The following is a 22,038-nucleotide window of genomic DNA, read 5'->3' as shown; positions in this document are numbered from 1 at the left end:
CCCCGCACGAAACCTCCTGAGCGGAGGCACGGGGGCTCACCCTGGGGAGACGAGCATCCCCGACACCAGGGCGGCGAGATCGGCCGATTCGAAGGGCTTGCGCAGAACCGGCAGGTCCTCGGGGATCGGGATCGCCTCGGCATGGCCGGTCACGATGAGGATCGGGACGGTCGACCAGCGCCGCCGCACGATCTCGGCGAGTTCGACGCCCGTCATTCCGGGCATGGCGAGGTCCGCCACGATGAGGTCGAAGGAGGAGCGCTCCAAGAGGGCCACCGCCGCCGCCCCGTCCGCCGCTTCGGTCTCGGTGTAGCCGAAGGTGTTGAGAAAGGAGGCGGTGACGTGCCGGACTTCGGCATCGTCGTCCACCACGAGGATACGCGCCGGGCTCACGGCGCGTGGCGCCGTCGCGGCGGCGAGCGGCGGTCTCTCCTCGGCGAGGTCCGCGCGGGGGAGAAACACCTCGACCGTCGTGCCCTTCTCGACTTCGCTCGTGATGCGCAGCTTGCCCTGCGACTGCTGGGTGAGACCGAACACCATGGCGAGGCCGAGGCCCGTGCCCTGGCCCACCGACTTGGTGGTGAAGAACGGCTCGCAGACCCGCGCCAGGATCTCGGGCGGGATGCCCATGCCCGAATCGGTGATCGTCACGGTGACGTAATCTCCGGCCGTCAGGTCGGGATCGTCGGTCACCGTCACCGCGCCAGTGGCGATGGCGATCGATCCGCCGTCCGGCATGGCGTCACGCGCATTGATGCAGAGGTTGAGGATGGCGAGTTCCAGCTGGTCGGGATCGACCCGGGCCGCCGGATGGGCGGCGTCGAGGTCGGTGGTCACGCTGACGAGGCCGCCGAGGCTCCCGCCGAGCAGCACGTCCATCCCGGCGACGAGGGCGTTCACGTCCACCGACCGGGGCCGCAGGTCGCGCGCCCGGCTGAAGCTGAGGAGGCGCTTCGTCAAAGACGCGCCGCGCTGCGCGGCCTGCGTCGCGTTGGTGACCAGGCGCTGGACCCGCGGCTGATCGACGATCTTGGGGCCGACGAGTTCGAGGCTGCCCAGGATCGCGGTGAGAAGGTTGTTGAAGTCGTGGGCGATTCCGCCGGCGAGGGTGCCGAGAGCCTGCATCTTGTCCGACTGGCGCAGGCGTGCCTCCAGGTTCTTCTGTTCGGTGACGTCCCGCTCGATGGTGGCCAGGTGGGTGATGGCGCCGGCGGCACCGCGAATCGGCACGCGGGTGACGTGGCTCCAGCGCTCGGCGCCGACCGGTCCCTCGGCGGAGACCGTCTCGGAGATGCTTCCGCTCGCGATCGCGGCGCGGTCGGCTTCGCGCGCGGCGCTCTCACCGCTCGGCCCGCCTTCGATCTCTTCCCTGGTGCGTCCGAGGCACTCGGCGACGGTGTGGCCGAGTCGTCCGGCCTTGCGCGCGTTGAGGCGGACGAAGCGCCCGTCCTTGTCCTTGAACGCGATGGCGTCTTCCGCATTGTCGAGAAGCCCGAGCAGCAGAGCGCGCTCGGTGGCGAGCTCGCGGGCGAGGCTGTGGCGCTCGAAGGCCTGACGGACCGTGGAGCGCAGCAGGACGGGGTCCCACGGCTTGGTGACGTAGCCGGTGATGCCACCCCGGTTGAGCGCGGCGACGACGGCGCTCATATCGGCATAGCCGGTGAGCAGGATCGTCTGCGCATCGTGGAACGCCCGCGCCTCGGCCAGCATGACGTCGCCGGTCATGCCGGGCATCCGCTGATCGGAGAGGATGACGGCGATGTCCGGGCTCGCCCTGAGGATCTCGAGGGCCTCGGACGGCTTCGTCGTGGTGATGACCGTGTAATCGTCCTCGAACAGGTCTTCGAGGGCGATCAGGATGTCCGGCTCGTCATCGACGGCGAGGATCGTGCCTTTGACCATGTCTACGCTGCCTGCCGCGGAATGCCGATCACGAAACAGGCTCCCCCCCCTTCGGCCGTCTCCACGCTGAGCGAGCCGCTATGCGCCTGTACCACGCTGTATGCAATCGCCAGCCCGAGACCCGTTCCCGCACCCACGGGCTTCGTGGTGAAGAAGGGCTCGAATATCTTTTCCCGCAGGGTTTCGGGAATGCCGGGCCCGGTATCGCTGATACGGATCACGTCCGTCTCGGGCAATTCCTGGGTGACGATGGAGATGGTGCCGGATTCCGGCATGGCATCGGCGGCATTGCCGAGGATGTTCATGACGACCTGATTGAGAAGGGCGGGAGTGCAGTGGATCTCGGGCCGGCCCGAAAAGTCGCGTTCGACGGTAATCCGCGTCCCGAGCTTGTGCTGGATCAGGGCGAGCACCGTCTCGATCGATTCGGGAACGTTGACGAGGGTGCGCTCGCCTTCGTCGAGGCGCGAGAACTTGCGCAGGTTCAGGACGAGATCCTGGATGCGCGTGAGGCCCATACGCATGGAACCCACGCGGTCGCGGCACTTGGCGAGCGACCGGTGCGAGGCGAGTTCCGCCTCGGATTCCGCGATCTCGCCGAGCAGGCGCTCGACCGTGCCCTGATGCGCCAGGATGAAGGCGAGGGGATTGTTGATCTCGTGGGCGATGCCGGCGACGAGTTCGCCGAGGGACGCCATCTTGGCGGCCTGGACCAGCTTGGCCTGGGCATCCGTGAGCTTGCGGTTGGCGGTGGCGAGGTCCCGGTTGGCCTGTTCGAGGGCACCGGCCAGGGCGGCACGCGCCTCTGCCGCCTCGGCCTCGGCCCTTGCGCGTTCGAGCGCTCGCTCGCGGGCGCCGAACTCGCCGGCGATGCGGCGGTCGTCCTCCTCCAGCAGCTTGCGCCGGACAAGGCCCCTGACGCGGATGACGAGGACTTCGCCGTCGGCCTTCGAGACCACGTCGTCGGCCCCCGCCGCATAGGCTTCCACCAGGAAATCCTTGGCCGGGGCGCTGCCAGCGATGCCGACGAGGTGGAAGGTCGGCGCTCCCGCCTCCCGCGCCTCGATCCCCGCCGCCCGGCGCCGGTCGATGGCCCTGCACAACGCGAGGCCGTCATAGGCGGGGCCGAGGAGGTCGATGGTCACGCAATCGAAGGCGGCATCGGCCTCGTCGAGGGCGGCGAGGGCGGCGTCGTGGGTGGCGGCGGTACGGACCTCGTGGCCCTCATGGGCGAGAAGGCCGGCAAGGAAGGTCCGATAGGTAGCGCTGCCGTCGACCACGAGGACGCGGCCGCGCCGAAACGCCGAGACGCCCGGACCGTCGCCGGAGGCAGCGCCCCCCTGGCGCTCGCGCAGGAGGGCGCGGATGCGCAGGATCAGGATGTCCCGGTCGGCGGATTTCGCCACATAGGCGTCGGCGCCGCTCTCCAGCCCCTGGCGTTCGCCGTCGCGGGCGCCGGTGAGCATCAGCAGGGGCAAAGCGCGGGTGCGCAGGGACAGGCGAAGCTGGCGGGTGAACTCGTCGCCGTTCATGCCCGGCAGGTGGTGATCGGCCACGACGAGGTCGGGCAGGCGGGTGTTGAGATGGTCGAGGGCCATCTCCGCCGTTGGGCAGCGTTCCACCGAGAAACCGTGGCTCTCCAGGAGCAGGCGCAGTTCCAGGGCCTGCGTCTCGGAATCCTCGACGAGCAGGATCCGGGGCCGGGGGAGGGTACCGTCGGGACTGCCGATCCCGCTCATGCGAAGGGGTCCTTCGCCGCGAGGCCGGGCAGGGCGAGGCGGACGAGATGGGGAGCGACCTGGTCGAGGGGGAGGATCGCGGAGGCTCCCGAGAGGCGGATCGCCGCCGCCGGCATGCCGAACACCACGGCGGTGCTCTCGTGTTCGGCCACGGTCTGGGCACCGGCCTGGCGCATGGCGAGGAGGCCCGTGGCGCCATCCTCGCCCATGCCGGTGAGAAGGACGCCGATGCCGCGCGCCCCGGCATGGCGGGCCACTGAGGAGAACAGGACGGTGGCGGCCGGGCGCTGGCCGCCGACGGGCGCCGCATCCAGGAGGCGCAGGTGCCCGCCGGGCGCCCATTCGAGGTGCCGGTCACCCGGCGCCACATAGACATGTCCGGCCTCGGCCCGCTCGCCATCGGCGGCGAGCCTGACCGGGAGGGAGACGACGCCGTTCAGCCAGGAGGCGAATCCCTCCATGAAGGCCGGCCCCATATGCTGGACCACGAGTACGGGAAGCGGGAACCCATCGGGCAACCCGCCGATGACGCGGGCGAGGGCAGGCGGGCCGCCGGTGGAGGCGGCGATCGCCAGGACGCTGGCGGCGTTCGAGGCGGCCGGGGGCGCGGCGAGGTCTGACGGCGACAGGGGCGCGCCCCGGCGCCCGGCCCATTCCGACCCGATCGGCCGACGCCGGATCACCGGCACCTCGGCCATGATGCGCAGCTGCGTGCAGATTTCTGAAGAGACGGCATCGTAGCCGGCATGCGTCGTCGCCACCGGCTTTTCCACCACGGAGAGTGCGCCGGCGCGTAGCGCGTTCATGGAGATGCGCAAGGAGGAATCCTCCACCGAATCCGCGATGACGACGATGGGCGTCGGCTGCTCGGCCATGATCCGGCGCGTGGTCTCCAGGCCATCGATGCCGGGGAGACGGATATCCATCGAGATGACGTCGGGACGGGTATTGGGAAGCACCGCGAGGGCCTCCTCGCCGGACGCGACGGCGGCCACCACTTCGAGGCGCGGGTCGCGGCCGACGATATGGCGCAGGAGCTCGCGGACCACGAGGGAATCCTCCACCAGCATCACGCGCACGGGGGGGCCCCGCCTCGCCGCCGGAGGGGTCTCGATCGGTGTCTGCTCGGCGTCACTCACAACAATTGCCCGATCGTGTCGAGAAGCTGGCGCTGGTCGAACGTCTGTTTCGTCAGATAGGCGTCGGCGCCGAGAGAGAGCCCCCGTGCGACATCGTCGGCATCCCCCCGTGAGGTCATCAGGATCAGGGGAAGGCGGGCGAAGGCCTCGTCCCCCCGCAAGGCCTTCAGCAGCCCGAACCCGTCGAGGCGCGGCATCTCCACGTCGGCCACGACCAGATCCACCCGTTCGATGCCGGCGCGCAGGCGGTCGAGGGCGTCCTGCCCGTCGACGCAGACGACGACGCGGTAGCCCGCCGATTCCAAGATGCCCTTCTCCAAGGTTCGCGTGGTGATGGAATCGTCGACCACCAGGATCGTCGAACGTCGCGGGAGCGCGGCTGTTCCGGAGGGTTCGTCGATGGGCTCCGGCGCCGCATGGCTCGTCTCGCCCGCCCGGGCGGCCAGACCGTCGGGATCGAGGACGAGGACCGGCGTATCGCCCCCCAGGACGACGGTGCCCGAGATCAGGCGCGGATCGGCGCCGATGGGCGGTGCCGGCAGGACGAGAAGATTGCGGACATCGCGCAGGGCATCGATCCGCATCGCCCAGGACCGGCCGCCCGCGCGCATCAGCACCGCCGTCACCGGGCGGCCCTCGCTCGGGCGGTTGTCCTCGCTCGCCACCCCGATGAGGCCCGCCAGATCCACCAGGGGCAGGGACAGATCCTCGCTGCCCTCCCTCGGCAGACGGACCATGGTCCGGCCCATCACAGAGGAGAGGCTCGACCGGTCGAGGCGCAGGAGGCGCTCCACGCTGGCGCTCGGCAGGGCGAAGATCGCGGCGCCGACATCCACCAGCAGCAGGGTCCGCCGCGCCGCCGACAGCGGGAGATGCATGATCAGCGACGTCCCGGCCGGGACACGCGGTTCGAGCCGGACACTGCCGCCGAGACGCCGGACCGTGTCGGCGACGACGGACAGGCCGATGCCCCGCCCGGACAGGGTGTCGATGGCGGAGGCGGTGGAGAAGCCGGGTTCGAACACCAGGGCGAGGAAGGAATCGGGATCGCCGTCGACGCCACCGATCAGGCCGCGCGCCCGCGCCGTCGCCTCGATGGCGCGCAGGTCGGGCCCGCGCCCGTCGTCATGGATGCCGATGACGAGGCGGCCGCCGCGCACGGCGACGTCGAGGGTGATCGAGAGTTCGGGCGGTTTGCCCCGGCGTTCACGCTGCTCGGGCGGCTCCGCGCCATGGCTCAGGGCATTGCGCAGGGCGTGGAGGACCGGGTCCTTCAGCGATTGAAGCATGGCGCGGTCGACGGGAAGGTCGAGACCGCGCGTCACGACGTCGATCTCCCGGCCGGCCTCGCGCGCCATGTCGCGCAGCGCCCGGGGGAACGCGCCGAACACGGTCTCCGCCGGCACGAGGGCCAGTCGCTCGGCCTCCCGTCCGATCCGGGCGGCGGCGGCGTCCGCCGCGGCGATGGCGCCGGTGCGGATCCGGCCGAGCAGCGCGGCGTCGCGGGCGAGGGCGAGGAGCGCCGTCTCGAAACCGCGCAACTCCGCCCTGATGGCGTCGAGGCCGGACGCGTCCGCTCCGGGCTCGGATCGGCCCTTGCCGCTACGGGCTTCGCCGCCGCGAAGGGTTTCGGCCCCGCGAAGAGTCTCGGCCCGGCGGCCGAGGGCGGCGGCATCCCGCTGGAGCTTCGCCAGCCCCTCCGCCACAACGGATTCCGCGCCGAGCGCACTGGTCAGCTCATGCGAGGCCCGCGTCATCGCCTCCACCGCGTCGGCGGGCACGCGCAGGAGCGCGCCCGCATCGGCGGTGGGTTCGGCCGGGATCGGTGGAGGCTTCTGCGGCGGCGATGGCGCCGGGATACCGCCCGCAGACGAATCCGGCCGGGCCGGCAGCGGCTCGGCGGGAACCGGGGACGGGCCGGCAAGGCAGCGATCGAGGGACGCGAGCGCATCGGCCGGCATGGCCGGGTCCGCTTCGCCCTTGAGGGCCGCGACATAGGCCTCGATCCGGTCCAGCGCGAGGTGGACGGCCCCCGTCGCCTCGCGGTCGAGGGCGGCATCGCCCGCGACGATCCGCTCGAACAGGGTCTCGAGGCGATGGGCCACGGCCTCGACCCTGGGCAGGTCCACCGCCCGCGAAGCCCCCTTCAGGCTGTGCGCCCGGCGGAAGACGTCGTTCCAGTCGGGAGGGACGTTCCCGGCCGCACCGGCCGAGGAGACGTGTGCCAAGGCGGCGCGGATCGCATCGATATGCTCGCGATGTTCGACCTCGAAGGCCGCGAGGAGCTGCTGGCGGATATCCATCGGTCGGTTGCGCCCGGCCTCTCCCGTCAGTGCCGGTATCGGTCGGCGAGGGTCAGGAGCGCCTGGGCGAGTTCGGTGAGATTGGCGGAGGCCGCCTCGACCTCGCGGGTACCGGCGGCGGTCTGCTGGCTCGCCTGCCGGATGTTCTGGAGGGCGCCCATCACCTGCTCGATGCCGAGCTGCTGTTGGTTGGTGGAGGCGACGATCTGCTGGAAGGTCTGGACGCTCTCCTCGACCTTGGCGGTGATCTCCTCGATGGTCCGCTGGGTCGTGTCCGAGCGGGCCTTGCCGGTCATCGTGCGCTTGACCGCCTCCTCGGTGAGCATGACCGAGGTGTTGATGCCCCGCTGGATCTCCGAGAGGATGGTGCGCACCTGCGCGGTGGCCGCCTTGGCCTGATCGGCGAGCAGCTTCATCTCCGAGGCGACGACGGCGAAGCTCCGGCCGCTCTCGCCCGCCGCCGCCGCCTCGATCGCCGCGTTGAGCGCCAGCAGGTGGGTGCGCTCCGAGATGTCGTTGACGGTGGTGATGATCTCGCCGATCGCCTGGGTCTTCTCGCTCAGAGAGACGATGTTGCCGGCCACCGCCTCCGCCTGCTCGCGGATGGCGTCCATGGCCTTGGCCGTATCGGCCACGGCCCGCAGGCCGGCCCGCGAGATCTGCGCGGTGGATTGGGCGGTGGCGATCACCTCGCTCGCCCGCTTGCCGATCTGGGCGCCGGAATGGGTGATCTCGTCGACCGTGGCGGCGGTCTCCTGCACGGCCGCGAACTGCTCCTCGACGCTGGCCGCCTGTTCCTGGGCGGAGGCGCGGATCTCGGCGGCGGCGGCATTGAGGTCGGAGGTGGCCGCCCGGTTGGTGCGGGCGAGGTCGGCGAGGCCGGAGACCATGGTGTTCAGGGTCGATGCCAGGCGGCCGATTTCGTCGGAGCCGGTGCGCCCGAGCGTCCGCGTCAGGTCGCCCGACCCCACATGCTCGGCGAAGGCCATGACCTCTTCGAGGGGCTTGACCACGCCCCGGCTGATGAGGCCCGTGACCACGATGCTCAGGACGACGCAGAGAGCGAGGATGAGGCCGATGGAGATGAGGCTGCGCTCGTAGATGTCGCTGGAGCGGCGCTGTCCGGCATCGATTCCCTGGTCGAGCAGGTCGCGGGTGCGGTCGAGATCGCGCAGGAACTCGTCCTGGATGCGGTTGAGATCGTCGTTGCGGGCTTCCACCCCCTCGACGTCCTTGGCCAGGATGGCGGCGAGTTGCACCTCGCTGGCGGTGCGCAGCCTCCGGAAATCCGCCGCGGCGGCGCTGGCGGCCTCGCCGAGCCGCTTCCAGATCGCCGAGCGCTCGGGAGAGGGGGCCGTGGCGCCATAGCCGTCGGCGGTGCGGATGGTGTCGACCAGGATCGCTTCCGCCTCGGACGCCACGCGGCGCCAGGTATCGACGTTCGCGGCGATCTCGCCATCGGGGCGGTTGCGCATCAAAGCCGCGATGACGCCATTGCGGCGAAGGCTGCCGAGGTCGCGCGACTTGTTGCCGAGATCGTCGAGCTTGCGCGCGATGGTCAGGTCGCGCGTGACGATCGTCGCGGTGTTGTCGCGGACGGCTCCGATCTGGCCCAGCGCGTAGACGCCGAGCCCCACCATCACCAGGGTGATGGCGACGAAGCCGATGAGGATCCGTTTTCCGATCGAGATCGACACGCTGGGCGACGCTCCGAAACCGCTCGACGGGCAAGGCTCCGGGGGGAGCCTTGCCGTCAGCCTTGAGGAAGGTATCGCCGCAGGAGACGCGGCAGATCGATGACGACGAAGCCGGCCTCTCCGCCCTGATGGGCGGCCTCCGGGCCGGGAGCCGGTGCATAGCCCGAAACCGCATCCGCACCAAAGCCGCCCGTGAGAACCGGTTCGGTCGTGAGCGCGCCATCCACGTCCGCGACGGCGAGAACCCGGTCGACGGCGAGGGCCACGGGGGCGATGCCGCCGCGCAGGACGAGGATGTGGCCCGTCGCCGTCGAGGGCTCGGCCCGCGAAGAATCCGCCCGGGTAGAATCCGCCCGCGAGGGAAGCGGACGCGAGAGGGCGCCCGCGAGGCTGAGCACGCTGACGACGCGGCCGGAGAGGGCGATCAGGCCGAGGAGTTCCGGGGGCGCCCCCGGAACGGGCGTGTAGGTCCGCGCCGGCACCACCTGGACGACGGAGTCCAGGGGCAGCCCGTAGCGGTCGTCCCCGGCGGCGCAGACCAGGAACGGGCGGGTCGCCGCCCGATGGGCGATGTCGACGCCCCGGCGGGCGAGCGCGGCCGTGCGCTCGTCGAGCAGCCTCCGGATGCGCGGATCGTCTGTAGTGTCCCCTGTGGCCGGTGCGATCACGATACGGATGTCCTCATGCGCAGGCGGGCGTCCTCCACGCTTTCGACCAATCGTCCGGCGCTCAGCCCGTCGCCTTCGCGGAGCAGGGTGTCGGGCGGCTGGTCGCGGCCGAAGCGGACGGCGTTGTCGAACGCCCGGCGGGCCTCGGCCTCGCGTCCCTGGGCGCCGAGCAGCAGGCCGAGCTGGTAATGCGCCATCACGAAGGTGCGGTCGAGATAGAGCGCCCCGCGCAGGGCCCGCTCGGCCTCCGCCTCTCGGCCGAGGTCGTAGGCGAGAAGACCGTCGTAATAGTGCAGCCGCGCATCGGTGGGGGTGGTCAGGAGGGCCGCCTGAACCCTGCGCCACCCTTCCGCGATCTGACCGGAATCGGCGAGCGCCCGGATCGCGTCCAGCACCGCCTCGACATCCTCCGGCCCGGCCCCGTCGAGCGAGGGCGGGGGCGGGGGCGCGTCCGCGATGGGAGCGGGCATCGGGGCGAAGGCGGGAGGCGGGTCGGCCTCGGGCGCCGGAGGTTCGGGAACCGGTCTCGCGAAGGCGGCCGCCACGGTCTCGGGTGGCGGCGGCGGCTCGACGGGGGGCGCGGTCGTCGGCAGGCGGTAGGCCACCGTACCGGGGAGGTTCACCGGCTGCAGGGTGGCCGCGAAAGCCGGGTTCGGTTCGGCATGGCCGATCAGGAGCCAGCCGTCCGGAACGAGGCGATGGCCGAGGCCGCGCACGATGCCGACCACGGCATCGGCCTGGAAATAGATCAGCACGTTGCGGCAGAGGATGAGGTCGAAGCCGGCGAAATGCGACGGCGCCGTACCGTCGAGCAGACTCATCAGGTTCTGGTGCTCGAACCGCACCATCCGCCGGAATTCCGGCCGCAGGGTGAAACTGCCCTCGCGGGCGATCCCCGGCAGCGAGGGGCCGAGGACGAAGTAGCGCGCGTGTTCCTCGGGCGGCAGGGTGCGCAGGGCCCAGCGCCCGAACACCGCCGCGCGGGCCGTCCCGAGAGCCTCGTGGCTGATGTCGGTGCCGGTGATGGCGATCCGCCAGCGGGGCAGGTCGTCGCCGAGGAGCTCGTGGAGCAGGATCGCGATGGAGTAGGGCTCTGCCCCCGTCGAGCATCCGGCGCTCCAGATCCGCAGGGACTTCGTCTCTGCGCGCGCCGCGATCAGGCCGGGCAGGATCGTCCCGCGCAGGGCCGCGAACTGCTCGGCGTAGCGGAAGAAGAACGTCTCGCCGATGGTGATCTCGGCCTCGAGGGCGGCCCATTCCGCAGGACCGGTGGCCTCGGCGTCGAGATGGGCGAGATAGGCGGCGGAATCGGCCAGCCGGCACGCCTTGAAGCGCTTGCGCAGACGGTCGAAGAGCAGGTCGTCCTTGTCGGCGTAATAATGGTGCCCGGTCCGGGCGATCACCTTCGCCTTGAGGGCGGCGAAGGTCGGATCGCGTTCGGGGCCAGCCTTGGCCGGACGGATCATCGGGCGGCCGATCCGCTCATGAGGCGGTCGCGGCGTCGAGGCCGGACAGCCGCTCGGCCGCCGCGCGGGTGAGGGCATCGAGGCGGATGCGCTCCTCCTGCGTGAGGAGGCGGGCTAAGCTCAGCACGTCGACGCGGCCGCGCCCCCGCTCGAACCCGGCGACCACGCAGCCGTTGAGGCTGCGCGTCTCGTCCGCCGGCTGGATCTCGGAATCGGGAACGACGAGGAGGGCCTCGGCACGGTCGACGAGGAAAGCGGTGGAACGGGCCGCATCGAGGACGAGATGGCGGTCCACGTCATCGGGATCGGCCGCCGCCTCGCTCAGCCCGAGGAGGCGTGCGAGGTCGATCACCGGAACCGTGGCACCGCCGAGGTTGAGGAAGCCCGCGAGCATGCCCGCCGTGGCGGATTGCCGGTGCAGCCGGGGCAACGGCAGCACCTCGCTCACGCAGGTCCGGGCCAGGGCGCAGGCGGTGCCAGCCACGTCGAGGATCAGGAAGGCCGTCGTCGCGGTCGGGGGCATCGGTCCCGGAAGGCATGATGGGAGGTTCGCCCCAGATAGGACGATGCCGGAGAACCACGCAAACGGATTCGGTTTTCAGGGACCGGAGTTTTCGCTCCGCCACCGGTCCTACCGAGCCGGATCAGTCAGCGATACCATGTGGCGCGGCCGGGGGATGCGCGGCACTTTCCGGGGCGGCGCAGCAGGTCCGGTTCCGGCCGGCGGCCTTGGCCGCATAGAGGGCGGCATCGGCCCGCCGGTAGAGGTCGAACGGGTCCGTGGAGCCGCCCGCAGAGGGCAGGGCGCTGGCCACGCCGACGCTCACGGTGATCGCGCCCGCTTCGATCTCCGCCGACGGAACCGACAGGGTCGACATCCGCGCATGAACGCGCTCGGCCACGCCGAGGGCGGCGGCCCCATCGGCATTCGGCAGCAGCAGGACGAACTCTTCGCCACCGACCCGGCAGACGATGTCCCCGTCACGACGCAGGCTGGCGGACAGGCAGCGGCCGATGCCCTGAAGCACCCTATCGCCGACGGCGTGGCCATAGCGGTCGTTGTAGCGCTTGAAGTGGTCCGCATCGACCACGAGGAGCGAGAGCGGCGTTCCCTGAATGCTGGCGCTCGTCCACAGCCGGGCGACCATCTCCTCGAACGCGCGGCGGTTGGGCAATCCGGTGAGCATGTCGGTTCGAGACAGGCGCTCCAGTTCCGCCTGGATCGCGGCGCGGCGGCGCAGTTCCCGCCAGAACAGGAGGGAGAGGCCGATGGTCAGGCCGCACAGCAGAACCACGATGACGCTGATGACGAGGGCCTTCCCGCGCCACTCCGCCTCGATCTCGTAAGCCGACAGGGTGACGTTGAGGATGAAGGGAAGGTCGCCGATGCGGGTGAAGGCGAAATGCCGCTCGCTGCCGTCGCGGGGCGATGTCCCCACGAAGCTGCCGCTGCCCTCGCGCCGGAACCGTTCGAATGTCGGGGTCCCGGCGATGGAGCTGCCGATATCACTCTCTAGATAAGGATGGCGGACGATGCGCATGCCGTCGGAACGATACAGGTTGATCGCGCCATACGGGCCGAGACCGATGCGATCGAACAGCCTGTGGAAGTAGGACAGGCTCAGCGAGCCCAGCACGATGCCGCCGAAGGATCCGTCCGGCTTGTTGATGCGGCGGCTCAGGACCAGCACCGGCGTTCTCAACAGGCGCGAGACGACGGGAGGACTGATGTAGAGGCCGAGATCGGCCCGGGCCTTCTGCGCCTTGAAGTAGTCGCGATCGGAATTGTTGAGCTTGCGCGGCGTCACCGACGCGGCGTCGATGACGGTGTCTCCGTTCTCGTCGAGGACGAGCATCACCCCCATGTCCCGGGCGCTGGCGGCGCGGTCGAAGAGGATCAGCTGCCGCAATTCGGGGCTGACGTCTCGTACGCCCGGCACGTTCAGGCCGTCGACGACGCCCTGAATCGACAGGTCGATGATCTCGAAATTGCGGGCGATGTCGCGCTCGATGACCCGAAGCAGGTTTCGCGAGGTCTGCTCCGCCTTGTCCCAGGCGTCGCGCCGCATGTCGAGCAGCATCACCCCGGAGGTGATCAGCATGCCGATCGGCGCGAGAACACCGAGCACGATCCAGGTCCGGGCGGACCATGTGAACCGGCCGAGGCGAAGCTTGAGGCCCATGAACAGCCTGCGGCACGAACGTCTTCAGGTAGTCCGGGGTCTCGTGCGCTAGCCCCCGACCCTCAGTGCCTCAGCACCTAGTGCGCGATCCATAGGCAAGCAAACACTCAGGGTTTGAATCCGGGTGGACTGTCATCACGAGGATCGACGGCGTGACCTCACCGTGGCCGTGCGAGGCATTATCTTGCCTCGAACGGCGTTGACCGGCCCCTCGGACCTGTTTAAACAGGCCGGCACGAGTTTACGATTCGTCAGACCGACGAACGGCGAGGTTTCGGTTTTCCCATGCGGGTCATCCTTATCGTAACGGAAGCGCCACCGACCGGGCGGCCCTGATACAGGGGCCGTGATCCGGATGGTGGCGCATGCAGGGTCCTTCGGGACCCTTTTTTGTTGCCGCGACGAGACGTTTGACACTGGGTTCAATCAGGTTTTGAGGAGCAGGACGATGAGCGGCGAGGTCATGACCGGGGCCGAAATGGTCATCCGGGCGTTCCGGGATCAGGGTGTCGATACGCTGTTCGGGTATCCGGGCGGTGCGGTGCTGCCGATCTACGATGCCCTCTTCCACCAGGAAGAACTGAAGCACGTCCTCGTCCGGCACGAGCAGGGCGCGGTCCATGCGGCCGAGGGCTATGCCCGCTCGTCGGGCAAGGTCGGCTGCGTCCTCGTCACATCCGGCCCCGGCGCCACCAACATCGTCACCGGCCTCACCGACGCGATGCTGGATTCGATCCCCCTCGTCTGCATCACCGGCCAGGTCCCTACGCACCTGATCGGCACCGATGCGTTCCAGGAATGCGACACGGTCGGCATCACCCGCCACTGCACGAAGCACAATTACCTGGTCAAATCGATCGACGACCTGCCGCGCATCCTGCACGAGGCCTTCTTCGTCGCCTCGAACGGCCGGCCGGGGCCCGTCGTGGTCGATCTGCCGAAAGACATCCAGTTCGCGAGCGGGATCTACGAGCGCCCCACCCATAACGGCCACAAGACCTACCGCCCCGCCTTCAAGGGCGACGCGCAGGCGATCCAGTCCGCCGTCGAGCTGATGGCGAATGCCCGCCGTCCGGTCCTCTATACCGGCGGCGGCGTCATCAATTCCGGCCCGCACGCCTCGGCGCTCCTGCGCCAGTTGGCGGAGGTCACCGGCTTTCCCGTCACCTCGACCCTGATGGGTCTGGGCGCCTTCCCGGCCTCCAACCCGCAGTTCCTGGGCATGCTCGGCATGCACGGGACCTACGAGGCCAACCTCGCCATGCACGAATGCGACGTGATGGTCTGTATCGGCGCGCGGTTCGACGACCGCATCACCGGCCGTCTCGACGCGTTCTCGCCCTTCTCCAAGAAGATCCACATCGACGTCGACGCCTCCTCGATCAACAAGGTGGTCAAGGTCGATATCGGCATCGTCGGCGATTGCGGCTCGGTGCTGGAAGACATGCTCGCGGCCTGGAAGGCCCTGCCCAAGCGTCCCGACCAGGGCCGCTTCGACGAGTGGATGGCCAAGATCCGCACTTGGAAGGCGCGGGACTGCCTCGCCTATTGGCCGTCGGGCACGATCATCAAGCCGCAATACGCGGTGCAGCGGCTCTATGAGGCCTGCAAGGACCGGAAGACCTTCATCACCACGGAGGTCGGCCAGCACCAGATGTGGGCGGCGCAGTACTTCAAGTTCGACGAGCCGAACCGCTGGATGACCTCCGGCGGCCTGGGGACCATGGGCTACGGCCTGCCCGCGGCCATCGGCACCCAGTTGGCCAATCCGGACGGTCTCGTCATCGACATCGCCGGCGAGGCCTCGATCCTGATGAACATCCAGGAGATGTCGACCGCCGTGCAGTATCGCCTGCCGGTCAAGATCTTCATCCTGAACAACGAGTATATGGGCATGGTGCGCCAGTGGCAGGAGCTGCTGCACGGCTCGCGCTATTCGCAGAGCTATTCGGAAAGCCTGCCGGACTTCGTCAAGCTGGCGGAGGCCTACGGCGCCAAGGGCATGCGCTGCGACAAGCCGGGCGAGCTCGACGGGGCGATCGCCGAGATGCTGGCCCATGACGGCCCGGTCATCTTCGATTGCATCGTCGACAAGAAAGAGAACTGCTTCCCGATGATCCCGTCGGGCAAGGCGCACAACGAGATGCTGCTCTCCGACTACCTCGGCGAGACCGGAATGGACCTCGGCGACGTGATCTCCGAGGAAGGCAAGATGCTGGTCTGACCGACGGCACGGAGGAGAGACGTCATGAACGCCATGAACACGCACTACCCCGATGCCGGTCGGGTCGAGCCGATCAACCGGCACACCCTCGCGGTCATCGTGGACAACGAGCCGGGCGTCCTCGCGCGGATCGCGGGGATGTTCTCGGGACGCGGCTACAACATCGAGAGCCTGACGGTGTCAGAGACCGAGGTGGCGCGCCACATCTCGCGCATCACCATCGTCACCGCCGGCACCGATGCGGTGATCCAGCAGATCAAGGCTCAGCTCGACCGGCTCGTGCCCGTGCACCGGGTCGTCGACCTCACGCTCCAGGGCAAGGCCCTCGAGCGTGAGCTCTGCCTCGTCAAGGTGGCGGGTACCGGTGAGCACCGCACCGAATCGCTCACCCTCGCCGCCGCCTTCGGCGCCAAGACCCTGGACGCGACCCTGAACTCCTTCGTTTTCGAGGTCACCGGGACCACCGAGGAGATCGACCGCTTCATCGGCCTGATGACGGTGATCGGCCTCGTGGAAATCTCCCGCACGGGCATCGCGGCCATGGGGCGTGGTTCGGAAGCGATGTGAGGCTTTTTCGCCGACGGTGATAAGGTGCCGGAGATGTGCCGGGGATGATGCGATGAGAGCGAGGCTGGAACGGAGTGGGGACGATTTCGTCCTCTCAGTGACCCGAGAGGACGTGCGGAAGCTCGGTCTCGTCGAGGGGCAGGAAGTGGACATCGATCCGGTGCCTGCCCCCCTCGCGCCTCCGCCCGCCCGCCGTTACGTCAACGGGTTCCCCGTCTTCACGATGGCGGAAATGGCTGCGGAGATGAGGAGACTCGGGCCTGATTTCGAGCCTCCGACCGTCGATTGGGGACCGGATGTCGGTTCCGAAATCATCAATGATGACGATCCCCGCTGATCGGCCGCATGAGCCGGGTGACCTGATCCTCGTCGATCTCGACCCCGTTCTCGGAACCGAGCAACGCGGAAAGCGACCGGTCCTCATTATCTCGACCCTGGAGATGAACACGCTGACCCGGCGGATCATCATCTGCCCGGTCACCCGCAATCGCGATCCCTGGCCGACGAAAGTCTTTTTGCCGGAGGGGTTAGGCGCTGACGGCGCAGTCCTCGCCGATCAGGTCCGCTCGATCGACCGCAGAGCGCGCATCCTCCGCTCCCTCGGGACAGTCCCCGATCCCATACTCGCGGAAGTCCGCGCCAAGGTGGCAGCGTTGATCGGCTTGCAATTCGATAGTGAGACCGAGGAAAGCTCAGCTTCATGACCACCCTCTACTACGCCCCCGGCGCCTGCTCGCTCGCCTCCCACATCGCCCTCGAGGAAACGGGAGCGCCCTACGAGACCGTGCGGCTCGACCTCGCCAAAGGCGACCAGCGGGCGGCCGAGTATCTCGCCGTCAACGAGCGCGGCCGCGTGCCGGCGCTGGTCGAGGACGAGTGGGTGCTCACCGAGAACACCGCCATCCTGCGCCACATCGCGCGCAGTCATCCGCAGGCCGGCCTGTGGCCGCAGGCGCCCCGCGATCAGGCGCGGGTCGACGAATGGCTGGGCTGGCTCTCCACCGGCCATCACATCGCCTACGCGCATATCCGCCGGGCCGAACGCTACACGAGCGACGAGACGGCCTTTCCGGGCATCCAGGCCAAGGGGGTCGAGACCTGCGGCGACCTCTTCACCATGACCGAGGTCAAGCTCTCCAACGGCGGCTGGGCCGTCGGCGAAGCCTACAGCGTGGCCGATCCCTACCTGCTGCTGTTCTGGACCTGGGGCCGCGGCCCGGCGCTCGGCTTCGACATGGCGGAGCGTTTTCCCCATTGGACCGCGCATGCCCGCGCCATGGCGGCGCGGCCCGCCGTGCAGGCCGTGTTCGCCCGAGAAGGCCTCAAACTGCCCGAATAAGGTGCGGCAAGGGTCACGCCGCCTCTTGTTCGGGACGCAAAACCGGACTATGCCGCCGCGTACCGTACGGTACGGTACTGGTTGTCTGGAAGCATGAGCGCGACGGTCGCACGCGACGAGACGGGGCAGGAGGCCCCCTCGGCCCGCCAACAGGCGGTGCTCGATGCCGTGCTCGCTCTCCTGGTCGAGGAGGGCGACCAGCTCACCATGGACGCGGTCGCCCGCCGGGCGAGCTGCTCGAAGGAAACCCTGTACAAATGGTTCGGGGACCGGGACGGTCTCCTGACCGCTACGGTGCGCTGGCAGGCCTCGCGCGTCCATGCGGGGCGCGACGCGGCGGGCGTGCTCGATGCGGCGACCCTGCGGGAGCGCCTGCTCGATTTCGCCGTGACCTGGCTCGATGTGATCGCGGGCCGCACCTCGGTGGTGCTGAACCGCATCGCCATCGCCCATGCCGGCTCGCGCAAGGGCAACCTCGGCGCCATCGTGCTGGCGAACGGGCGGCTGGCCATCGGCGGGCGGGTCAAGCCCGTGCTGGACGCGGGCCGCGCGGCCGGGCTCCTCGCCTTCGAGGACGGCGAGACCGCCTTCCGGACCTTCTTCGGTCTGGTCGGGCGCGACATCCAGATCCGACTTCTCCTCGGCGACGCGCTCGACCTCGACGCCGCCGAGATCCGACGCGACGCGATCCGCGCCGTCGACCAGTTCCTGGCCCTCTACGGCCAGGCCCGACCCTGACACCCCACGCGAAGAGGACATTCAACCATGCGGGTCTATTACGATCGTGACGCCGACCTCAACCTGATCAAGGGCAAGAAGGTCGTCATCGTCGGCTACGGCAGCCAGGGCCATGCCCACGCCCTCAACCTGCGCGATTCCGGCGTGAAGGGCATCGTCATCGCACTCCGCGAAGGCTCGGCCACCGCCAAGAAGGCGGAGCACGAGGGCTTCACGGTGATGAACGTCGCCGACGCCGCCCGCCAAGCCGACGTCGTCATGATGCTGACCCCGGACGAACTGCAGGGCGACATCTACAAGGAGTCGCTCGAGCCGAACATGAAGCAGGGCGCCGCCCTCCTGTTCGCCCACGGCCTCAACGTCCACTTCAACCTCATCGAGCCCCGCAAGGATCTCGACGTGCTCATGGTCGCCCCCAAGGGCCCCGGCCACACCGTGCGCGGCGAGTACCTCAAGGGCGGCGGCGTGCCGACCCTGATCGCCATCGCGCAGGACGCTTCCGGCAACGCGCACGATCTCGGCCTGTCCTACGCTTCGGCGAACGGCGGCGGCCGCGCCGGCATCATCGAGACCACCTTCAAGGAAGAGTGCGAGACCGACCTGTTCGGCGAGCAGGCCGTGCTGTGCGGCGGCCTCGTCGAGCTCATCAAGGCCGGCTTCGAGACCCTGGTCGAGGGCGGCTACGCTCCCGAGATGGCCTATTTCGAGTGCCTCCACGAGGTGAAGCTCATCGTCGACCTCATCTACGAGGGCGGCATCGCCAACATGAACTACTCGATCTCCAACACCGCCGAGTACGGCGAATACGTCACCGGCCCGCGCATCGTCACGAGCGAGACCAAGGCCGAGATGAAGCGCGTGCTGGACGACATCCAGTCGGGCAAGTTCACCCGCGACTGGATGCTGGAGAACAAGGTCGGCCAGACCTCGTTCAAGGCCACCCGCGCCAAGCTCGCCCGTCACCCGATCGAGGAAGTCGGCTCGAAGCTCCGTGGCATGATGCCGTGGATCTCCGAGAAGGCCCTGGTCGACAAGTCCAAGAACTGATTTTTTGTGATGGGCGGCCGGGCTTCGCTCGGTCGCCCCATCGCGGAGAAAGCCGGCCTCGTGCGAGCGGGGCCGGCTTTTCCGTATGCGCCTGTCCGCGACGGCCGCCTCACCGGGGCGCGAGAGTGGCGGGTCGCCTGTTGTGCTCGGACAGATTTCCCGCGATCATGCTCCATAACGGTCGCCCATCTGAGAGCGGCCGAAGGTTGGAGGACACCCATGGCTTCGCTCTATTACGACGAGCATCGCGCGCTTCAGGAAGAGTACAACACCGTCAAGCTCGCCGAGCGCCTCGACACCGGCTGGGTGCATGACGAGATCGGCCCCGACGAGGCGGCGTTCATCGGCAGCCGCGACATGTTCTTCCTGTCCACGGTCGATCCCGACGGCATGCCCACCGTCTCGTACAAGGGCGGCAGCACCGGCTTCGTGAAGGTGCTCGACGCCAACACGCTGGTCTTCCCCGGGCTGGACGGGAACGGCATGTGGTACTCGATGGGCAACATCGAGGGTCAGTCCAAGGTCGGGCTGCTGTTCATCGATTTCGAGACCCCGCACCGTGTCCGCGTCCAGGGCCACGCCCGGATGCTGCGCGACGATCCGCTGATGGCCGAGTACACCGAGGCCAAGTACCTCGTGAAGATCGAGGTGACGAAGGCCTGGGTCAATTGCCCGCGCTACATCCACAAGTACCAGAAGGTGTCCCAGAACAAATACGTGCCGCGCCCCGACAAGGAGACGCCGCTCGCCCTCTGGAAGCGTCTCGACATGGTCGGCGACGTGATCTCGGACGAGGACAAGGCGCGGGTCGAAAAGGAAGGCCAGCTCGCCCTGCCGGAATACGAGGCACGGGTGGCGCGCGGCGAGAGCTGAAGCCCGGCCGAGCACCGTCCCGGCCATCGCATCCGGGGCGGTGCGCCAAGCAGGTTCGCGTCGGCAAGCCAACGCTTCACCTCGCTTAGGCCGTTGAAGTATCGCAGGTTTTAGGACGCAAAACCGGTGACCACTTTTGCGAACCTGCTTAGTCCTCCCGGCGGGCGACGATGAAGACCCGCGGGAAGGCGAGCAGGCGTCGCCCGTCGCTGCGCGGCGGATAAGCCTCATCGATCGTCGTCGCATAGGCAGCGAGGAACCCGGCCGTGTCCTCGGGGTCCAGCGGGTCGAGGAAGGGCCGGAGCCCGGTCGCCCTGACCCATTCGTCGATGGCGGCGGCATCCGCCATCGGGTGGTGATAGGCGGTGCGCCAGACATCGACCCCGGCCGCGAGCGGCGCCAGCAGGTCGTAATAGCCGGGCGGCTCCAGCATCCGCCCGAGCCGCCCGGCCACGGCCGGATCGCCGATGGCCCCGGCCCAGGGACCGGCACCCGCCACCTCGCGCATCAGGCGGTGCGAGGGCTCGGCGAGGTTGTCGGGCATCTGCACGGCGAGCACGCCGCCGGGTGCCAGGAGGCCGAGGAGCCGGGGCAGGAGCACCGGGTGGTCGGGCAGCCATTGCAGCACGGCGTTGGCGTAGATCAGGTCCGGCGCCCGCTCGGGGATCCAGGTCGCCGCATCGGCCAGCGCGAAGGCGAGGCCGGGCAGGCGGCTCCTCGCCCGCTCCAGCATCGCCGGTGAGGTATCGAGGCCGATCACCTCCGCTTCGGGAAAGCGTGTGGTGATGAGCGCGGTGGAATTGCCGGGGCCGCAGCCGAGATCGTAGACGAGGCGGGGGGCTTCGAGCGGCACGCGGGCCAGGAGCTCGGCCGCCGGACGGGTGCGCTGGTCCTCGAAGCGGGTGTAGAGGGCGGGGTTCCAATCGGCCATCGTGGGTTTCCCCTATCCTGGGGGACGGGCGAATGATCGCCCCGGCGTCCTATCAGTCATCGTCGATCCGCACGCGTCTCGCCGACGCGCGCGGAGTTGCTCAGGAAACGGCCCGCAACCGCGGCCCGCGGCGGACGAAGCCGACGATGTCCTTCACCGCATCCAGCGTCGGGGCCGCGATGGCCTCGGCGCGCTCGGAGCCGTCGGCGAGGACGGAGTCGATATAGTCGGTATCGGCCACGAGACGTTTCATCTCGGAGGCGATCGGTGCCAGCGTCTCCACCGCGAGCTCCACCAGCGCCCCCTTGAAGGCCGAGAACTGGGCGCCGCCGTAATCGGCCAGCACCTCGTCGCGGGTGACGCCCTTCAGCGCCGCGAAGATGCCCACGAGGTTGTCGGCCTCTGGCCGCGCGGCGAGACCGGCCGTCTCGGAGGGCAGGGGCTCCGGATCGGTCTTGGCCTTGCGCACCTTGTTGGCGATGGTATCCGCCTCGTCGGTGAGGTTGATGCGCGAATTGTCGGAGGGGTCCGACTTCGACATCTTCTTGGTGCCGTCCCGCAGGGACATGACGCGGGCGGCCGGGCCGCCGATCAGCGGCTCGGTGATCGGGAAGAAGCCCGAGCCCGCATCGTGCCCGTGGGCGGAGATCGACTCGGAAAAGTCGTTGTTGAACTTCTGGGCGATGTCGCGGGTCAGTTCGAGATGCTGCTTCTGGTCCTCGCCCACCGGCACGTGGGTGGCGCGGTAGGCCAGGATGTCGGCGGCCATCAGCACCGGATAGGCGTAGAGCCCGACGCTCGCGTTCTCCCGGTCCTTGCCGGCCTTGTCCTTGAACTGGGTCATGCGGTTCAGCCAGCCGAGGCGGGCGACGCAGTTGAAGATCCAGGCGAGCTCGGCATGGGCCGGCACCTGGCTCTGGTTGAAGACGATGCTGCGCTTCGGGTCGATGCCGGCGGCGAGGAAGGCGGCCGTGACTTCGCGGATCTGGCCCTTCAGGGCGGCGGGGTCCTGCCACAGGGTGATCGCGTGCATGTCGACGACGCAGTAGAGGCACTGCGCCTCGCGCTCCTGCATCTCCACGAAGCGCTTGATGGCGCCGAGGTAATTGCCGAGATGCAGGTTGCCCGTGGGCTGGACGCCCGAGAACACGAGCTCTGTGAACGCGGTCATCGCGCGTGGTTCCTATGGCGTGATGGCGAGGGAGGAGCCGACGCTCGGATC

General features: G+C 69.0%; 19 protein-coding genes. 8 read left to right on the top strand and 11 right to left on the bottom strand.

Annotated elements, in window-relative coordinates; translation table 11 throughout:
- Positions 1-36 precede the first annotated feature (36 nt).
- The 9 genes from A3OM_RS0113000 to A3OM_RS0112960 form a co-directional block, all read right to left on the bottom strand.
- Positions 37-1,902, bottom strand: coding sequence for a response regulator (locus A3OM_RS0113000; RefSeq protein WP_018044202.1), 1,866 nt, complete (start codon positions 1,900-1,902; stop codon positions 37-39).
- Between the two features lie 2 nt (positions 1,903-1,904).
- Positions 1,905-3,641, bottom strand: coding sequence for a response regulator (locus tag A3OM_RS0112995; RefSeq protein WP_018044201.1), 1,737 nt, complete (start codon positions 3,639-3,641; stop codon positions 1,905-1,907).
- Positions 3,638-4,711, bottom strand: a complete 1,074-nt coding sequence (cheB, locus tag A3OM_RS0112990) for a chemotaxis-specific protein-glutamate methyltransferase CheB (protein WP_043764710.1) — start codon at positions 4,709-4,711, stop codon at positions 3,638-3,640. Before cheB ends, A3OM_RS0112995 begins: the two co-directional genes overlap by 4 nt.
- 65 nt (positions 4,712-4,776) lie before the next feature.
- Positions 4,777-7,083, bottom strand: coding sequence for a response regulator (locus A3OM_RS0112985; RefSeq protein ID WP_018044199.1), 2,307 nt, complete (start codon positions 7,081-7,083; stop codon positions 4,777-4,779).
- A 26-nt stretch (positions 7,084-7,109) separates the two neighbouring features.
- Positions 7,110-8,780, bottom strand: coding sequence for a methyl-accepting chemotaxis protein (locus tag A3OM_RS0112980; RefSeq protein ID WP_018044198.1), 1,671 nt, complete (start codon positions 8,778-8,780; stop codon positions 7,110-7,112).
- A 56-nt stretch (positions 8,781-8,836) separates the two neighbouring features.
- Entirely contained in the window at positions 8,837-9,448 is a 612-nt protein-coding gene (locus tag A3OM_RS0112975; RefSeq protein WP_018044197.1) for a chemotaxis protein CheW, read from the bottom strand.
- On the bottom strand, positions 9,445-10,914 hold the full coding sequence (locus tag A3OM_RS0112970; RefSeq protein WP_018044196.1) for a protein-glutamate O-methyltransferase CheR: 1,470 nt from the start codon (positions 10,912-10,914) through the stop codon (positions 9,445-9,447). Before A3OM_RS0112970 ends, A3OM_RS0112975 begins: the two co-directional genes overlap by 4 nt.
- 16 nt (positions 10,915-10,930) lie before the next feature.
- Complete coding sequence (locus A3OM_RS0112965; RefSeq protein WP_018044195.1) at positions 10,931-11,437, bottom strand: chemotaxis protein CheW; 507 nt, start codon at positions 11,435-11,437, stop codon at positions 10,931-10,933.
- A 121-nt stretch (positions 11,438-11,558) separates the two neighbouring features.
- The gene (locus A3OM_RS0112960) at positions 11,559-13,097 is read right to left on the bottom strand and encodes a sensor domain-containing diguanylate cyclase (protein WP_018044194.1); all 1,539 of its coding nucleotides are present in this window, start codon (positions 13,095-13,097) and stop codon (positions 11,559-11,561) included.
- A 448-nt stretch (positions 13,098-13,545) separates the two neighbouring features.
- On the opposite strand from A3OM_RS0112960, the gene A3OM_RS0112955 reads away from it, so the two are divergent.
- The 8 genes from A3OM_RS0112955 (at position 13,546) to A3OM_RS0112920 (ending at position 19,885) form a co-directional block, all read left to right on the top strand.
- Positions 13,546-15,321 carry an acetolactate synthase 3 large subunit gene (locus A3OM_RS0112955; protein WP_018044193.1) on the top strand — a complete coding sequence of 592 codons (1,776 nt, stop codon included), beginning with the start codon at positions 13,546-13,548 and terminating at the stop codon, positions 15,319-15,321.
- A gap of 24 nt (positions 15,322-15,345) precedes the next feature.
- The gene (gene ilvN, locus A3OM_RS0112950; RefSeq protein ID WP_018044192.1) at positions 15,346-15,888 is read left to right on the top strand and encodes an acetolactate synthase small subunit; all 543 of its coding nucleotides are present in this window, start codon (positions 15,346-15,348) and stop codon (positions 15,886-15,888) included.
- Positions 15,889-15,940: 52 nt separating this feature from the next.
- Entirely contained in the window at positions 15,941-16,225 is a 285-nt protein-coding gene (locus tag A3OM_RS0112945; RefSeq protein ID WP_018044191.1) for a hypothetical protein, read from the top strand.
- Positions 16,206-16,592 carry a type II toxin-antitoxin system PemK/MazF family toxin gene (locus A3OM_RS0112940; RefSeq protein ID WP_018044190.1) on the top strand — a complete coding sequence of 129 codons (387 nt, stop codon included), beginning with the start codon at positions 16,206-16,208 and terminating at the stop codon, positions 16,590-16,592. Before A3OM_RS0112945 ends, A3OM_RS0112940 begins: the two co-directional genes overlap by 20 nt.
- The gene (locus A3OM_RS0112935) at positions 16,589-17,227 is read left to right on the top strand and encodes a glutathione S-transferase (protein WP_018044189.1); all 639 of its coding nucleotides are present in this window, start codon (positions 16,589-16,591) and stop codon (positions 17,225-17,227) included. Before A3OM_RS0112940 ends, A3OM_RS0112935 begins: the two co-directional genes overlap by 4 nt.
- 93 nt (positions 17,228-17,320) lie before the next feature.
- Positions 17,321-17,965, top strand: coding sequence for a TetR/AcrR family transcriptional regulator C-terminal domain-containing protein (locus A3OM_RS0112930; RefSeq protein WP_018044188.1), 645 nt, complete (start codon positions 17,321-17,323; stop codon positions 17,963-17,965).
- 27 nt (positions 17,966-17,992) lie between these two features.
- On the top strand, positions 17,993-19,012 hold the full coding sequence (gene ilvC / locus A3OM_RS0112925) for a ketol-acid reductoisomerase (protein WP_018044187.1): 1,020 nt from the start codon (positions 17,993-17,995) through the stop codon (positions 19,010-19,012).
- A 219-nt stretch (positions 19,013-19,231) separates the two neighbouring features.
- Positions 19,232-19,885, top strand: coding sequence for a pyridoxamine 5'-phosphate oxidase family protein (locus A3OM_RS0112920; protein ID WP_018044186.1), 654 nt, complete (start codon positions 19,232-19,234; stop codon positions 19,883-19,885).
- Between the two features lie 148 nt (positions 19,886-20,033).
- On the opposite strand, the gene tam is transcribed toward A3OM_RS0112920, so the two are convergent.
- Both tam and trpS read right to left on the bottom strand, forming a co-directional pair.
- Complete coding sequence (gene tam / locus A3OM_RS0112915) at positions 20,034-20,816, bottom strand: trans-aconitate 2-methyltransferase (protein ID WP_018044185.1); 783 nt, start codon at positions 20,814-20,816, stop codon at positions 20,034-20,036.
- Positions 20,817-20,916: 100 nt separating this feature from the next.
- Positions 20,917-21,987 carry a tryptophan--tRNA ligase gene (gene trpS, locus A3OM_RS0112910; protein ID WP_018044184.1) on the bottom strand — a complete coding sequence of 357 codons (1,071 nt, stop codon included), beginning with the start codon at positions 21,985-21,987 and terminating at the stop codon, positions 20,917-20,919.
- Between the last annotated feature and the right edge of the window lie 51 nt (positions 21,988-22,038).

The organism is Methylobacterium sp. 88A (assembly GCF_000376345.1).
Lineage (GTDB): Bacteria > Pseudomonadota > Alphaproteobacteria > Rhizobiales > Beijerinckiaceae > Methylobacterium > Methylobacterium bullatum.
Note: the sequence above shows the minus strand (reverse complement) of the source record. Positions and strands in the feature narration are given on the sequence as shown.

What these genes read in the sequence shown, in the direction of transcription:
- A3OM_RS0113000 (WP_018044202.1), bottom strand. Translation starts at nt 1,902, where the DNA reads ATGGTCAAAGGCACGATCCTCGCCGTCGATGACGAGCCGGACATCCTG.
- A3OM_RS0112995 (WP_018044201.1), bottom strand. Translation starts at nt 3,641, where the DNA reads ATGAGCGGGATCGGCAGTCCCGACGGTACCCTCCCCCGGCCCCGGATC.
- cheB (WP_043764710.1), bottom strand. Translation starts at nt 4,711, where the DNA reads ATGCTGGTGGAGGATTCCCTCGTGGTCCGCGAGCTCCTGCGCCATATC.
- A3OM_RS0112985 (WP_018044199.1), bottom strand. Translation starts at nt 7,083, where the DNA reads ATGGATATCCGCCAGCAGCTCCTCGCGGCCTTCGAGGTCGAACATCGC.
- A3OM_RS0112970 (WP_018044196.1), bottom strand. Translation starts at nt 10,914, where the DNA reads ATGATCCGTCCGGCCAAGGCTGGCCCCGAACGCGATCCGACCTTCGCC.
- A3OM_RS0112965 (WP_018044195.1), bottom strand. Translation starts at nt 11,437, where the DNA reads ATGCCCCCGACCGCGACGACGGCCTTCCTGATCCTCGACGTGGCTGGC.
- A3OM_RS0112960 (WP_018044194.1), bottom strand. Translation starts at nt 13,097, where the DNA reads ATGGGCCTCAAGCTTCGCCTCGGCCGGTTCACATGGTCCGCCCGGACC.
- A3OM_RS0112955 (WP_018044193.1), top strand. Translation starts at nt 13,546, where the DNA reads ATGAGCGGCGAGGTCATGACCGGGGCCGAAATGGTCATCCGGGCGTTC.
- ilvN (WP_018044192.1), top strand. Translation starts at nt 15,346, where the DNA reads ATGAACGCCATGAACACGCACTACCCCGATGCCGGTCGGGTCGAGCCG.
- A3OM_RS0112945 (WP_018044191.1), top strand. Translation starts at nt 15,941, where the DNA reads ATGAGAGCGAGGCTGGAACGGAGTGGGGACGATTTCGTCCTCTCAGTG.
- A3OM_RS0112940 (WP_018044190.1), top strand. Translation starts at nt 16,206, where the DNA reads ATGATGACGATCCCCGCTGATCGGCCGCATGAGCCGGGTGACCTGATC.
- A3OM_RS0112935 (WP_018044189.1), top strand. Translation starts at nt 16,589, where the DNA reads ATGACCACCCTCTACTACGCCCCCGGCGCCTGCTCGCTCGCCTCCCAC.
- A3OM_RS0112930 (WP_018044188.1), top strand. Translation starts at nt 17,321, where the DNA reads ATGAGCGCGACGGTCGCACGCGACGAGACGGGGCAGGAGGCCCCCTCG.
- ilvC (WP_018044187.1), top strand. Translation starts at nt 17,993, where the DNA reads ATGCGGGTCTATTACGATCGTGACGCCGACCTCAACCTGATCAAGGGC.
- A3OM_RS0112920 (WP_018044186.1), top strand. Translation starts at nt 19,232, where the DNA reads ATGGCTTCGCTCTATTACGACGAGCATCGCGCGCTTCAGGAAGAGTAC.
- tam (WP_018044185.1), bottom strand. Translation starts at nt 20,816, where the DNA reads ATGGCCGATTGGAACCCCGCCCTCTACACCCGCTTCGAGGACCAGCGC.
- trpS (WP_018044184.1), bottom strand. Translation starts at nt 21,987, where the DNA reads ATGACCGCGTTCACAGAGCTCGTGTTCTCGGGCGTCCAGCCCACGGGC.